The following is a 13,967-nucleotide window of genomic DNA, read 5'->3' on the forward strand; positions in this document are numbered from 1 at the left end:
GCTCAACGGCCTTCCTCGGTCCAGGTGGCGGAGGGACCGTCGAGGACGATGTCCCACTCGTAGCCCATGGAGAACTCGGGCCGCGAGAGATCGTGGTTGTAGGTGGCGATCAGCCGGTCGCGGGCCGCCTCGTCCGTCACGGACCGCAGGATCGGGTCGTAGGGGAAGAGCGGGTCGCTCGGGAAGTACATCTGGGTCACCAGCCGCTGCGTGAAGGCAGTGCCGAAGACCGAGAAGTGGATGTGGGCGGGCCGCCACGCGTTGGTGTGATTGCCCCACGGGTACGGTCCCGGCTTGATCGTGGTGAACGAGTACCGGCCCTGATCGTCCGTCAGAGTGCGTCCCACGCCGGTGAAGTTGGGGTCGAGCGGCGCCGGGTGCTGCTCGCGCAGATGGGCGTACCGTCCGGCCGCGTTGGCCTGCCAGATCTCGACGAGCTGACCGCGCACCGGACGTCCGTCGCGGTCGAGCAGCCGTCCCGAGACGGTCATCCGCTCGCCGATCGGCTCACCGCGGTGCTGCAGGGTGAGGTCGTTGTCGATCTCGGTGATGTCGGTGACCCCGAAGACCGGGCCCGACAGCTCGACCGTCTCCGGGTCGCCGCCGCTCACGGCGATCAGCGGCTGCTTCGGGTGGCGCAGCCCGGAGCTGCGGTACGGGGCGTAGTCGCGAGCGGGGTGGTGCCGCACGGGCGCGCCGCCCGCCACCGCCTTGTCGTACGCGTCCTGGAGATCCTTGATCTCGACGTCGATGTCCGACTGAGTGAGAGCCATGGTCGACTTCCTAGCGTTCGAGGACGAGGGCGAGGCCCTGGCCCACGCCGATACAGAGGGTGGCAACACCGACTCCGCTTCCCTTGCGGGCGAGCTGGTGGGCGACGGTGCCGGCGAGCCGGGCACCGGAGGCGCCGAGGGGGTGGCCGAGGGCGATGGCGCCGCCCTGGGGGTTGAGGATCCCGGGGTCGAGGTCGGGCCATTCGGCGACACAGCCGAGGACCTGGGCGGCGAAGGCCTCGTTCAGTTCGAGTGTCGACAGATCGTCAAATCCCTTGCCCGACTTGGCGAGCGCGCGGTTCACGGCTTCGACGGGGGCGAGCCCGAAGTACTGCGGGTCGACCGCGGACACGCCGGTGGCGGAGACGCGGGCGAGGGGTTCGCGGCCGGTGGCCTCCAGCCCCTCCGCGTCGACCAGCAGCAGGGCTGCGGCGCCGTCGTTGAGGGGCGAGGCGTTGCCCGCGGTCACGGTGCCCCCCTCCGTGCGGAAGGACGGCTTCAGCCGGGCCATGGCGTCGAGGGACGCGTCGGCGCGTACGCACTCGTCGGCGCCGAACACGACCGGGTCGCCCTTGCGCCGGGGGAGGGACAGCGGGGCGATCTCGGCGTCGAACAGGCCCTCCTCCCGGGCCCGGGCCGCCTTCCGGTGGCTGGCGAGGGCGAACTCGTCCTGCTGTTCACGCGTGATCTTGTGCTTGTCCGCGATGAGTTCGGCGGATTCGCCGAGCGGGATCGTCCACTGCGGGTCCATCCGCGGATTGACCATGCGCCAGCCGAGGGTCGTGGAGTACAGCTCGGCGTGCCCGGCGGGGAACGGCCGGTCGCTCTTGGGCAGGACGTACGGGGCACGGGTCATCGACTCGACGCCACCGGCCAGGGCGATCGAGGCGTCGCCGAGCGCGATGGCGCGGGCCGCCTGGATGACGGCTTCGAGCCCGGAGGCGCACAGCCGGTTGACGGTCACGCCCGGGACGGACGTGGGCAGTCCGGCGAGGAGGGCGGCCATCCTGCCCACGTTGCGGTTCTCCTCGCCCGCGCCGTTGGCGTTGCCGAAGTACACGTCCTCGATCCGTGCCGGGTCCAGCGCCGGGGTCCGGGCGAGGAGTTCGCGGAGGGCGTGGGCGGCCAGGTCGTCCGGGCGGACGCCGGCCAGCGAGCCGTTGTACTTGCCGACCGGCGTCCGGACGGCATCGACGATGTAGACGTCCTTCACGACTGGATCTCCTCCACGACACGGACCTCGGCGGCGGTCTTCGCCCTGATCTCCTCGGCCGTGACACCCGGCGCGGTCTCCACCAGCACCAGACCCTCGGCGGTGACGTCGAGGACGCCCAGGTCGGTGATGATCCGGTTCACGCACGCCTTCCCGGTGAGCGGCAGCTCGCACTCCCCAAGGATCTTGGGCGAGCCGTCCTTGGCGGTGTGGGTCATCACGACGATGACCGTACGGGCGCCGTGGACGAGGTCCATCGCGCCGCCGATGCCGGTGATCATCTTGCCGGGGACGGCCCAGTTGGCGAGGTCGCCGCCCGCCGAGACCTGCATCGCGCCGAGCACGGCGACGTCGATGTGCCCGCCGCGGATCATCCCGAAGGACAGCGAGGAGTCGAAGAACGAGGCGCCCGGCAGGACCGTGACGGTCTCCTTGCCCGCGTTGATGAGGTCGGGGTCGACCTGGTCCTCGGCCGGGTAGGGGCCGGTTCCCAGAATGCCGTTCTCCGACTCCAGGATCACCTCGACGCCCGCGGGGAGGTGGTTGGGGATCAGCGTCGGCAGACCGATGCCGAGGTTCACGTACTGGCCGTCCGCGAGCTCGCGCGCGGCGCGGGCGGCCATCTCTTCCCTGCTCCAGGCCATTACGCGCTCACCGTTCCGTCCGCCGCGGACGCCGAGACCGTCCGCTTCTCGATCATCTTGGCTCTCGCCTGCCCGGGAGTCAGGGCCACGACGCGCTGCACGAAGATGCCCGGCAGATGCACCGCGTCCGGATCGATCCCGCCCGGCTCCACGAGCTCCTCCACCTCGGCGATCGTCACCCGGCCGGCCATGGCGGCGAGCGGGTTGAAGTTCCGGGAGGACTTGTTGAACACGAGATTGCCGTGCCGGTCGCCCTTCGCGGCCCGTACCAGGGCGAAGTCGGTGCGGATGCCGTGCTCCAGCACGTACGGGGTGCCGTCGAACTCGCGCACCTCCTTCGGCGGCGAGGCCACCGTGACGCCGCCGTGGCCGTCGTACCGCCACGGCAGTCCGCCGTCGGCGACCTGGGTGCCGACTCCGGCGGGCGTGTAGAAGGCGGGGATGCCGGCGCCGCCCGCGCGCAGCCGCTCCGCCAGCGTGCCCTGCGGGATCATCTCGACCTCCAGCTCGCCGGCCAGGTACTGCCGGGCGAACTCCTTGTTCCCGCCGATGTACGAGCCGGTGACACGGGAGATGCGCCCGGCGGCGAGCAGGATCGCGAGCCCCGAGTCCATGGCCCCGCAGTTGTTGGAGACCACCCCGAGCCCCTGGACGCCGCGTGCGTGAAGGGCCTCGATCAGCACGTTCGGGACACCGCCGAGGCCGAATCCGCCGACCGCCAGCGTCGCGCCGTCCGGTACATCGGCCACCGCCTCCAGTGCCGTGGCGACCACCTTGTCCATCCGTGAAGCCTCATCTCTCCCGCGTGTCCAGTGCCCAAATTAATCAGGGCACTGATTAATTCTCCGAGGTTCTCGACACGCTGCCACCCGGACTCCTTTCCGTCAAGAGCCTTGCTGGAGGCCGGATCGGAGAGGGTCCCGTAGACCGGGACAACCGTAGGGAGGGCAGGTATCGTTCAGTGCACCAACGAATACGACCCTGGTGCGGCGCGGTCGCATGCGCGTACCGGACCCGAGGAGCGCACATGGCCGCGGTGGACCTCTCCACCCACCCCGGGCACCTGGCCCGGCGACTGCAGCAGGCGCACTACCTGCTGTGGAACACGATGGTCTCCGAGGAGATCACCTCGCCCCAGTTCGCGGTCCTGAACGCGCTCGTCGCCGAGCCCGGCCTCGACCAGCGCACGGTGGGGGAGCGGGTCGGGCTCGACCGGTCCACCATCGCCGAGGTCATCAGCCGGCTCGGGCGCCGCGCTCTGCTGGACAAGGTGCGCGATCCGCAGGACGGACGGCGCTTCCTGCTCCGTCTCACGGACGACGGGCTGCGCACCCACCGCAGACTGACCGTCCGCACCGCGCGCATGAACCAGGTCTTCCTGGCTCCGCTCTCCGCCGAGGAGCAGACCCTCTTCTTCGACCTCATCCAGCGGGTCGCGGACGCCGCCGAGGGCCTCCGCAACCCCGCGGACCCCCTCGGCGCGCAGCGCTAGGTGCTGGCGGGCGGTTCTCAGGCCTTGGCGAAGACCACCCATACCTGGCCCCGGGCGAAATTCATCGGCGCGCCGTCCGGCGTCGTGAACCGCGTGCCGTCGGCCGCTCCGGAGCGCGTCCAGTTCGCGTCGAAGGAGCGGCCGTCGCGCAGCACCTGCGCCGTGCCGGAGCCCACCGACTCCGTGTACGGCGAGTTGTTGCCGAGGACGTCGTGGTACTTGGACTTGTGCACCTTCACGTACTGGACGACCACCGTCGCCGGAGCCACCGAGGTGCCCTCGGTCGTCACCGTCGGCGTGCCGTCCATGGCCACCAGCCAGCGCTTCCGCTCGGCGGACCAGGTGAAGGTGAAGCGGGCCGACGGGAAGCGCACGGTGCGGGAGGTCTCGGGGGTGCCTCCCGGGGGCGCCGCACCGAAGCGGAAGCCCGTGGTCAGCGCGGTGTCGCCCGGCGCGGAGCCCACCAGCTGCTGCGGGCGCAGATACAGATTGTGCGGCGCTGCCTTGCCCGCGCCCCGGTACCAGGCGCCGGACACCTTCCCCGGCAGCTGGGGATCGAGCGGAGCGTCGTCGATCAGCGGCAGCAGTTTGCGCTGGGCCCCGGAGAAGGCGAGCGTCGGCTCGTGGAACTGTCTCAGCAGTTCCAGATCCGACTCGCGGGCACTGCGCACGGGCCCGACGGCCTTCGGGTAGGTACTCGCGAAGACCGCCATCAGCCGGCTCAGGCCGCCCTCGACCTGTTCCGCGTACACCACGTCCGCCGCGTCGAGCCCCGTCTGGGGGCGGGCGGCGGGCACATTGTCGATCTTCACCGCGAGCACCGAGCCGGCGTCCGGCCCCCCGCTCTCGCGCGGGTCCGGGCTGTCGCTCCGGCTCGGGGACTGAGCCCGGCCGTCGTCGACCGATCCGTCCCCCGCGGTGCAGCCCGTCATCAGGGAGCCCGTCACCGTGACGGCCAGCAGCGCCGCCGCCCAAGCGCCGCGCCGCATCCGCACCATCTCTCGCATGCCCACCGTGCCACCTGTCCCGTGCCATCGATTGTGCGCTCATCAGTTCATCGGTGGCCATACCCGATCGTTTCTGCTTGCGCGCGTCGACTGAGCTGATCGGCTCAGCGGGAGGGCCCGGGCCGGGGCAAACGGAACGGGGGAGGGTCTCGTTCCGGGTCCCGCGCGTCAGTCCTGCGGCCCGAGGATCTCCGCGAGGTCGTAGCCGACCGGTTCGTCCAGCTGTCCGTAGGTGCAGCTCTCGGCGGTGCGGTCGGGGCGCCATCGGCGGAAGCGGGCTGTGTGGCGGAACCGTACGCCGTTCTCCATGTGGTCGTACGCCACCTCGGCCACCCGCTCGGGCCTGATCGGCACCCAGGACAGGTCCTTCTTCGCCGACCACCGGCTGGGCGCTCCCGGCAACCGGGCCGTCTCGTGCGCCGACTCCTGCGCCCAGGCCGCCCACGGATGCTCCGCGGCATCCTCCAGCCGCAAGGGCTCCAGTTCCTCCACCAGTTCGGCACGCCGCTTCATCGTGAACGCCGCGCTCACGCCCACGTGCTGGAGCGCGCCCTTGTCGTCGTAAAGACCGAGCAGCAGCGACCCGACGACCGGGCCGCTCTTGTGGAAGCGGTACCCGGCGACCACCACATCCGCCGTCCGCTCGTGCTTGATCTTGTACATGGCCCGCTCGTCGCGCAGGTACGGCAGCGTGAGCGGCTTCGCGATCACCCCGTCGAGCCCCGCCCCCTCGTACTGCTCGAACCACCGCTGCGCCACGTCGCGGTCCGTGGTCGCCGGCGCCACGTGCACCGGCGCCGTGACCCCGGACAGCGCCGTCACCAGCAGCGTGCGCCGGTCGCCCAGCGGAACGTCGAGCAGCGATGCGTCGGCCAGCGCCAGCAGGTCGAAGGCCACGAAAGTGGCGGGGGTCCTCTCGGCCAGCATCCGCACCCGTGAGTCCGCCGGGTGGATCCGCTCCGTGAGCGCGTCGAAGTCGAGCCGCCCCTCCCTGGCGATCACGATCTCCCCGTCCATCACACAGCGCTCCGGCAGACGCTCCCGCAACGCCTCGACGAGCTCGGGAAAATACCTGGTCAGCGGCTTGCCGGTGCGGCTGCCGATCTCCACCTCGTCGCCGTCCCGGAACACGATCGCCCGGAAGCCGTCCCACTTCGCCTCGTAGTGCATGTCCGGAGGGATCTTCGCCACGGACTTGGCGAGCATCGGTTTCACGGGTGGCATCACCGGCAGGTCCATGCTCCGATTCTGCGCGGCGGCGCGGGCATCCGCCCGGTGTGCGCGGCATGCGTGCTGCGCCTACCGTGGCTCGCATGGGCGATGCGGTGGAACTCGAAGCGGCCGGCAGGAGCGTACGTCTGTCCAGCCCGGACAAGATCTTCTTCCCGGAGCGCGGCTTCACGAAGCTGGACCTCGCCCAGTACTACCTCGCCGTCGGCGAGGGCATCCTGCGCGCCCTGCGCAACCGCCCCACCACCCTGGAGCGCTACCCGGACGGGGTGACCGGCGAGTCCTTCTTCCAGAAGCGGGCGCCCAAGAACATGCCCGACTGGATCCCGACCGCCCACATCACCTTCCCCAGTGGCCGCAGCGCCGACGAGATGTGCCCCACCGAACCCGCCGCCGTGCTGTGGGCCGCGCAGTTCGGCACGCTCACGTTCCACCCGTGGCCGGTCCGCCGAGACGACGTCGACCGCCCCGACGAACTCCGTATCGACCTCGACCCGCAGCCCGGCACGGACTACGCCGACGCGGTGCGCGCGGCCCACGAACTGCGCGAGGTCCTCCACGAGTACGGCGATCTGCGCGGCTGGCCCAAGACCTCCGGGGGCCGCGGGCTGCACGTCTTCGTACCGATCCAGCCGCGCTGGACCTTCACGCAGGTGCGCCGGGCCGCGATCGCCGTCGGGCGCGAGCTGGAACGCAGGATGCCCGATCAGGTCACCACCGCGTGGTGGAAGGAGGAGAGGGGCGAGAAGATCTTCGTGGACTACAACCAGACCGCGCGCGACCGCACCATCGCCTCCGCCTACTCCGTACGTCCCCGCCCGCACGCCCCCGTCTCCGCGCCGCTGCGCTGGGACGAGGTGGAGGACGCCAGGCCCCGGGACTTCGACCTGGTGACCATGCCGGCACGCTTCGCCGAACTCGGCGATGTGCACGCCGACATGGACGACCACGCCTTCTCCCTCGAGGCCCTGCTGGAACTCGCCAGCCGTGACGAGCACGACCACGGCCTCGGCGACCTCCCCTATCCGCCCGAGTACCCGAAGATGCCGGGCGAGCCCAAGCGGGTACAGCCGAGCCGCGCCAAGCACGAGGACGCCGAGCCGCCGAGCACCTGATCGCCCGTAGAACCGTAGAACCGTGGGGCGTTGGGTGTCGGGCGTCGGGCGTCGGGCGTTGGGTGGTGGCCTTCGGCCGGAGGTGACGTCGATGCCCGGCAGGCGGTTCACCCGTGCGTGCGCGGGGTGAGTCGCTGAAGTGCGCGCGGCCCGGCGGACCCGGAGGAACGGCGCCGCCCCCACCCTTTCCTGGGCTCGGTTCGAGATGCTGGGCCGGGTTCGAGCCGATTTCGTTGATCGGTGAGCGATCGCACGGTGCGAGCGGCCGCGCGGCTATCCTGATCGGCATCCGCCGAGGAGGTGCCCTGAGGTGACCGAGACAGCGTCGCGCCCGACGTTGGAGGCCGTGGCCGCGCGGGCCGGGGTCTCCCGGGCCACCGTGTCGCGGGTCGTGAACGGTGGGGACGGGGTCCGCGAACCGCTGGTCGAGCGGGTGCGCCGGGCCGTCGAAGAACTCGGCTACGTGCCGAACCAGGCCGCCCGCAGCCTTGTCACCCGGCGCCACGACGCGGTCGCCGTCGTGATCGCCGAGCCGGAGACCAGAGTCTTCGCCGACCCCTTCTTCGCACTCCAACTCCGGGGCATCAGCAAGGAACTGACGGCACACGACTCACAACTCGTGCTGCTGCTCACGGAGGGCCGCGACGACCACGCGCGCGTCGCCCGCTATCTCGCCGGCGGTCACGTCGACGGCGCGCTCGTCTTCTCCCTGCACCTCGACGACCCGCTGCCCGGCCTGATCCACGGCGCGGGTGTGCCGACCGTGTTCGGCGGGCGGCCCGGCTGGGGCGATGGCGTCCGTGAGGCGGTGTACGTCGACTGCGACAACCGCGGTGGTGCCCGCCAGGCCGTTCGCTATCTCCTCGGTCTCGGGCGGACCCGCATCGCCCACATCACCGGTGCCCTCGACCAGACCTCCGCGGTCGACCGGCTGGACGGCTTCCGGGATGTCATGGCCGACGTCGATCCGGGGCTCATAGCGCAGGGGGACTTCACACCCGCCGGCGGCGAACGCGCGATGCGGGAACTGCTGGAGCGCCGCCCCGACCTGGACGCGGTGTTCGTGGCGAACGACCTGTCGGCCCTCGGTGTGCTGCGCGTGCTGCGCGAACAGGGGCGGCGGGTCCCCGAAGACGTCGCGGTGATCGGTTTCGACGACATGCTGCCGATCGCCGAGCAGACCGACCCGCCGCTGACGACGGTTCGTCAGGACATAGAGGAAATGGGCCGGTTGATGGCCCGGCTGCTGATCCGCGGGCTGGAGGGCGGGGCGGAGGAGGAAGGCCCGGTGGCCGAACCCTCCGGCGTGGTCCTGCCGACGACCGTCGTGAAGCGGGCGTCCGCGTAGGTACGTGACCGGGCACGGCGCGAGGGCGTCCGGACCCGCTCCCGGTCCTCACCCGCTTCAGGTCCTCACCCGCTCCGGGGCCTCACTCGCTCCGTTCCTCACCCACTCCCGTGCGGGGCCAAGGGGCCCGGTGGCTCCGTGAGTTGACGCGAGACGCCGGCGATCGGCGGGACCCCGTGTGCCCGGATCCCGCCGGCCGGGTACGTCAGCTCTGCTGCGGTGCGCTCTTGATCACCGCGAAGCGGGCCCCGTACGGGTCGGCGAGCTTGGCCATGCGCCCGACGCCCTCCATGTCCGTCGCGGGCATGCGGACCGTGCCGCCGAGCTCCTGGGCCTTGGCGACCACGGCGTCCGTGTCGGGGACCTCGATGTACGGCAGCCAGTACGCACCGGACTTCGCCTCGACCGGGTCGTCGGCGAGCGCCACGACTCCGCCGAACATGTCCTCCGGCTCGGTCTCCGCGGGGTTGATACAGGTGTAGGTGCCGCCGGGGAACGGAGCCGCCGAGGTGTTCCAGCCGAAGACCGCGTCGTAGAACGCGGCGGCCGCCGCGACATCCGGGGTGTACAGCTCGACCCAGCACAGCGAGCCGGGGTCCCCGGCCATGCCCAGGCCCTTCGTCCGGCCCGGCTGCCAGATGCCGAACATGACGCCCGCCTTGTCGGCGAGCATGGCCATGTGGCCCTCGCCCATCACGTCCATGGGCGGCATCAGCACGGCGCCCTTGGCCTGCTCGACCGTCTTGGCCGTGGCCTCGGCGTCCGCGGTCTGGAAGTAGACGTTCCAGGACGGCGGACCCTGTTCGGCGGTGATCTGCATGCCGCCGGCCACGGTCTTGCCGTCGACCTGGAAGAAGCCGTAGCCACCGGCGTCGGGTCCCGCCGACTGGAACTGCCAGCCGAAGAGGCCTCCGTAGAAGGAGATGGCGCCTTCGATGTCGGCAGTGCCGACATCCAGCCAGTTCGGGGCGCCGTTGACGAAACGGGTGGTGAGCATCATTGCCCTCCTTTGGGTGGTCTCGTTGCCCTTGATGCCGAGTCTTCCACCGCCCACTGACAATCGCCGCCGGGACGCGCAGCCCGTACGAGGCCGCGGCTCCATCACTCTCGGTGTCCGGAGAGATTCGTATGGTTCGCGCCCCGCCCCGCGCGCCGCCGTGTCCCGGACGCTTCCGCGGTCCATCATCGGGGCGGCCGGAGGCCTCGGAACACGGCGTTGATCCCGCGTTGATCGAACGTTTTTCGCCGCGAGGCACGATCCTGACCATGCATTTGGAAACGATCACTCCGTCCGACATCGCCTGGCAGCAGCAGGCGTTGTGCGCGCAGACGGGGGCGGACTTCTTCTTTCCCGAGCCGGGCAGCTCGGTGCGCGAGGCGAAGCGCATCTGCGGGATGTGCGAGATGCGTTCCGCGTGCCTCGACTACGCGCTGAGCAACGACGAACGCTTCGGAGTGTGGGGCGGCCTCTCCGAGAAGGAGCGCCTGGGCCTCCGACGCGCCATGGAATGACGCCGGTCCCGTCACCGTCGGCCGCGTGAGGCGCGGGCATCCGCCGCCCGCAACCGGGAAACCGGTTCGCCGTACCACCGCCGACAGGCACAATCCCCGCATGAACCGGACCCCGCAGCAGATCGTCGACAGCCTGCTCAACGCTCTCGATCCGCTGCCCTACCCGCAGCGCATGCGCGAACTCGCTCTGCTTGTCCGGGAGATGGACGATCCGCGGCCGGTACTCGAGGAACTGGACACGCGCGGCCCCCACGAGCGGGGCATCGGCATCGTCGCGGCGTCCGTCGGACGCGACGCCGAGTGGATCGCGGACCGCATCGCCGACCCGGACGCCTTCGTGCGCGGACATGCCCTGCGGGTCGCCGAGAGCCTCCACGTGCCCGACTCCGCCTATGAGTCGGCGCTCGACGACGCGCCGGAGGCGGTCCGCCGAGAGCTGCTGCGGGCGATCGTGACGGGTCGGCGCACCGCGCTCGCCGACCGGCTGGTGGACGGGCTGCGGAGCCAGTGGGGCGACGCGCAGGCGGCGCGACTGCTGCCCGGCTGCACCGCGCGGACGGCCGGCCGACTGCTGCCCGCGCTCTTCCATGCCGTCACCGGCTGGAAGACGCTCGCCGAGCGTCACCCCGGCCTCCTTCTGGACGTCGCCGAAGCGGAGTTGGCCGCGCTGCCCGAGGTGCTGCGCGCCACCTGGTGGAGCCGGTACGCGGCGGGGGTGTCCGCCGCCGTCGCAGCGGACCCGATCCGCGTACTCGACCTGCTGGAACGCCTCGGACCGGCCGCTCTTCCCCATCGACTGAAGATCCACCTGGCGCGGTTCGCGACCGCCGACGCGAGCCGTCTGCTCCGGCTGCTGCTCGCCCCGGCCGAGACCGCCGCCCGCCACGGCAGGGCACCGGGACCGGACGTCCTGCGCCGACTCGCCCGCTCGGGTGCGCCCGAACTCATCCCGTACGGAAGGTCCTTGGCCGAGTCCGGCGACCTCGCGCCGCTCCTGCGGGCCCTGCCGCCCGCCAGGCGCCACGCCTTCTACCGGGCCGTCCAGGAGGGCCGCGGTGCCGGTCGCGGCACTGTCGACGCACTCGTCCTCGAGGCACTGCCCAGAAGTTGCGTCGCCGAGGAGGCCCGGCGCATGGCGGCCGAGTCGCGCGAACGCGGCGCCGCCCGGTACCCCCTGTTGCTCGCGGACTCCTTCCTGCCGGTCGCCGAAGCGCGGGACCGCCTCGGCGAGGCCACCCGGCGGCCCGCCGCCGAAGACCGCGCGCAGGCCTGGCCGTTGCTCATCCGCAACGCGGAGCGGTCCGGGGACAGCGCCGCCGTCACCTCCGTACTGGAGGACATGGGGCGACTGCGCAACGAACAGGACCCGGTGCGCTCGGCCGCGCTCGGAGCGCTGTCCGGGGTGCGGCCCGCACTGTTCACCGAGGACGCCGAACCCTGCCTCGACCGGATCACCGCCGACGCGGTCGAGGCGCGTGACTCCTCGCCCGCCACCCGTCGGCACCTCAGCGTGCTCGCCCTGTCCGTCCTGCGCGAGCACGCGGCGGGCGGATCGAGGGAGTTGGTGAACTGGGCGCTGCGCACCCTGGTCCGGATATCCGGCAGCACCGGCGGCGCGGACCTCGGCCGCCTGGACGCCGAGCTGCGCCGGGGCCAGGAACACCAGGTGTACGAGGCACTGCGGCCGTGGATCGAGGCGGGCGCGGAGAAGGCCGACTACAGCCTCGCCTTCGCCGTGGCCCGAGCGGTGGGGCGCCGCGCCGCCGGTATGCCGGAGCTCCAGGAACTGCTGTGGCAGGCGATCCGGTACGGCGACGACACCACGGTGCGTACCGCCGTCGATCTCTGGCTGGAGCCGCCCGCGACCCGGGACGAGCGGGTGTCCCGCATCCTCGCCCTGGAACCCTCGGCCGGCACACTGCGGCCCGTCCTCCGGGTCGTCACCCGGCGCCGCACCGACCTGCTCGATCCCTTGCTCGCCGAAGCCCCGCCGTACGGGCGCTTCCTGGCCAGGGGTACCCCCTGGACCGTACCGGTGGACCGCGACGTACGCCGCTGGGTGCCGCGCCAACAGCGCGCCGCTGTGCGGCAGTTGACCGAGGTGGTCGAGGACGCCGGATCGCCCCTGCACCGGCGGGCCGCCGTCCTCGCGCTCGCCGTGCTCGTCCCGGGCCGCGGCCCGGAGCTCGTAGGGCGCTGGACGAAGGCCCCGGACGTGGTGCTCGCCGAAGCGGCGCTGGCCGCGCTCGCCCGCACCGACCGGCCCGCCGACGCGCTGCCCGAGCTGCTGGCCCGCGCGGGCGACGACCGGGCCAGGGTCGCCGTGCACGCGGCCACGAGGGCATCCCGGTATGCCGCGCCGTCGCGCCTGGCCGGGCCGTTGCGCGCGGTGCTCCTCGCGCCGGACACCAAGGTGACCAGCCGCAAGGAGGCCGCCCGGCTCGCCGCCGTCCGGCTCCCGACGGCGCGAGCGGCCGAGCTGCTGACCGAGGCGTACGCCGCCCCGGGCGCCCACGTGGACGTAAGGGCCGCCGTCGTGGCCTTCACGAGCGGTCTGCTCGACGAGGAGCCGGTCTGGGGCGTGCTGCGCGATGCCGCGGGCGCCGAGCCGGTGCTGCGCGCCGCGGTCCTTCGGGTCACCGCGCTCGACCTGCCCGAGCCGCATCGCGAGCGCTACGCCCGACTGGTCCGGGAGGTGACCGCCACCGACGACCCCGAGACAGCGACCCTCGCGTTCGCCGCCCTCGCCCGCTGGGCTCCGTGGTCCCCGGAGGCCCCCACGGTCCTCGCCACGGCCACCACGGACCTCACGGACCGCACGAGCTGGCGCGCGGCGGCCCAGGGGCTGGTCGCCGTGGCGGCCGGCTCGCCGGGTGGCGTCGACGGGTTCGAGCGGGCCCTGAGGACGCTCGCTGAGGCTGAGGCTGAGGCGGACACGGAGACAGGGGCAGCGGCCGGAGCGGCTCGATCCGGGGGAGCGGCCCGATCGGAGACGCCTCTCGTGCCGGAAGCCGGTGTCTCGGCCCGCGCCGACGCGGAGGAGCGGCGGGACCGGCCCGCCCGGCAGCGGCTCGCCCACCTCGTCGCCTGTCTCGGCCGGAGCGCCGCCATGGACCCGGACGCGGTCCGCCCCGCCGCCCTGGCCGCCGTGGAGCTGCTCGCCGGCTACGACGCCTTCGTGCCGCAGGCCGCCGCGCTCGCCGTGACCCATCTGGACCTGGACGCGGACCCGCGGCGGCTGGAGCGGCTGGCGGCCCTGACCACCGGCCGCCCGGCCCTCGCCGTCCGGACGGCCGAAGACCTGGAGGCCCGGCTGAGGTCGCGGGCGGGTGACCCCGACGCGCTGCTGGAGGCCGTACGGCGCCTCGCGGCCCACGGCGGCCATGCCGAGGGGCTGCTCGCCGTGGCCGTGACGGCCGCGATCGGCACCCGTACGGGCTGGGCCGCTCCCTGGAGGGATCGCCTGAGAGCCCTGCGCCGGCACCCGGTACCCGACGTCAGGGACGCCGCGCTGAACCGGCTGACTGCCCAGGAGTGAACGACCGCGCCATGCCTCGGCGTCCGTCCGGACACGCGCGAGCCCCCGGTCACGTCCCCGCGTGAGGCGGGTGGTGTGAGCCGGGGGCTGAGTGC

At 72.3% G+C, this 13,967-nt stretch carries 12 protein-coding genes; 5 read left to right on the top strand and 7 right to left on the bottom strand.

Translation table 11 applies throughout. The annotated features are described in order from the left end of the window. Window positions 1–2: 2 nt before the first annotated feature. Genes pcaH through OG788_RS36330 form a run of 4 tightly spaced genes read right to left on the bottom strand, consistent with a single transcriptional unit; the run spans window position 3 to window position 3,412 of the window. Window positions 3–773 carry a protocatechuate 3,4-dioxygenase subunit beta gene (gene pcaH, locus OG788_RS36315; RefSeq protein ID WP_406375267.1) on the bottom strand — a complete coding sequence of 257 codons (771 nt, stop codon included), beginning with the start codon at window positions 771–773 and terminating at the stop codon, window positions 3–5. 10 nt (window positions 774–783) lie between these two features. Further along, window positions 784–1,986 (bottom strand): thiolase family protein, encoded by a 1,203-nt coding sequence (locus tag OG788_RS36320; protein ID WP_406375268.1) that lies wholly within the window; start codon window positions 1,984–1,986, stop codon window positions 784–786. Further along, window positions 1,983–2,630, bottom strand: coding sequence for a CoA transferase subunit B (locus OG788_RS36325; protein ID WP_406375269.1), 648 nt, complete (start codon window positions 2,628–2,630; stop codon window positions 1,983–1,985). Before OG788_RS36325 ends, OG788_RS36320 begins: the two co-directional genes overlap by 4 nt. Beyond that, the gene (locus tag OG788_RS36330) at window positions 2,630–3,412 is read right to left on the bottom strand and encodes a CoA transferase subunit A (protein ID WP_406375270.1); all 783 of its coding nucleotides are present in this window, start codon (window positions 3,410–3,412) and stop codon (window positions 2,630–2,632) included. Before OG788_RS36330 ends, OG788_RS36325 begins: the two co-directional genes overlap by 1 nt. 245 nt (window positions 3,413–3,657) lie before the next feature. Here OG788_RS36330 and OG788_RS36335 point away from each other — a divergent pair, with 245 nt between their 5' ends. Further along, a complete protein-coding gene (locus tag OG788_RS36335; protein WP_351555764.1) occupies window positions 3,658–4,122 on the top strand; it encodes a MarR family transcriptional regulator in 465 nt (154 codons plus the stop codon). Window positions 4,123–4,139: 17 nt separating this feature from the next. Here the strand turns inward: OG788_RS36335 and OG788_RS36340 are convergent, their stop codons facing one another. After that, window positions 4,140–5,129, bottom strand: a complete 990-nt coding sequence (locus OG788_RS36340; protein WP_406375271.1) for a DUF3048 domain-containing protein — start codon at window positions 5,127–5,129, stop codon at window positions 4,140–4,142. Between the two features lie 168 nt (window positions 5,130–5,297). After that, window positions 5,298–6,368 carry an ATP-dependent DNA ligase gene (locus tag OG788_RS36345; protein WP_406375272.1) on the bottom strand — a complete coding sequence of 357 codons (1,071 nt, stop codon included), beginning with the start codon at window positions 6,366–6,368 and terminating at the stop codon, window positions 5,298–5,300. Window positions 6,369–6,442: 74 nt separating this feature from the next. Between OG788_RS36345 and ligD the strand changes: the two genes are divergently transcribed. Continuing rightward, window positions 6,443–7,474 (top strand): non-homologous end-joining DNA ligase, encoded by a 1,032-nt coding sequence (ligD, locus tag OG788_RS36350; RefSeq protein ID WP_406375273.1) that lies wholly within the window; start codon window positions 6,443–6,445, stop codon window positions 7,472–7,474. A 310-nt stretch (window positions 7,475–7,784) separates the two neighbouring features. Continuing rightward, on the top strand, window positions 7,785–8,822 hold the full coding sequence (locus OG788_RS36355; RefSeq protein ID WP_351555755.1) for a LacI family DNA-binding transcriptional regulator: 1,038 nt from the start codon (window positions 7,785–7,787) through the stop codon (window positions 8,820–8,822). Between the two features lie 205 nt (window positions 8,823–9,027). Here the strand turns inward: OG788_RS36355 and OG788_RS36360 are convergent, their stop codons facing one another. Beyond that, complete coding sequence (locus OG788_RS36360; RefSeq protein WP_406376939.1) at window positions 9,028–9,819, bottom strand: VOC family protein; 792 nt, start codon at window positions 9,817–9,819, stop codon at window positions 9,028–9,030. Window positions 9,820–10,088: 269 nt separating this feature from the next. On the opposite strand from OG788_RS36360, the gene OG788_RS36365 reads away from it, so the two are divergent. Both OG788_RS36365 and OG788_RS36370 read left to right on the top strand, forming a co-directional pair. Beyond that, window positions 10,089–10,334, top strand: a complete 246-nt coding sequence (locus OG788_RS36365; protein WP_266764035.1) for a WhiB family transcriptional regulator — start codon at window positions 10,089–10,091, stop codon at window positions 10,332–10,334. 100 nt (window positions 10,335–10,434) lie between these two features. Then, a complete protein-coding gene (locus tag OG788_RS36370; protein WP_406375274.1) occupies window positions 10,435–13,872 on the top strand; it encodes a hypothetical protein in 3,438 nt (1,145 codons plus the stop codon). The last annotated feature ends 95 nt before the right edge of the window (window positions 13,873–13,967 follow it).

It is taken from the genome of Streptomyces sp. NBC_00647, assembly GCF_045207245.1.
GTDB lineage: Bacteria > Actinomycetota > Actinomycetes > Streptomycetales > Streptomycetaceae > Streptomyces.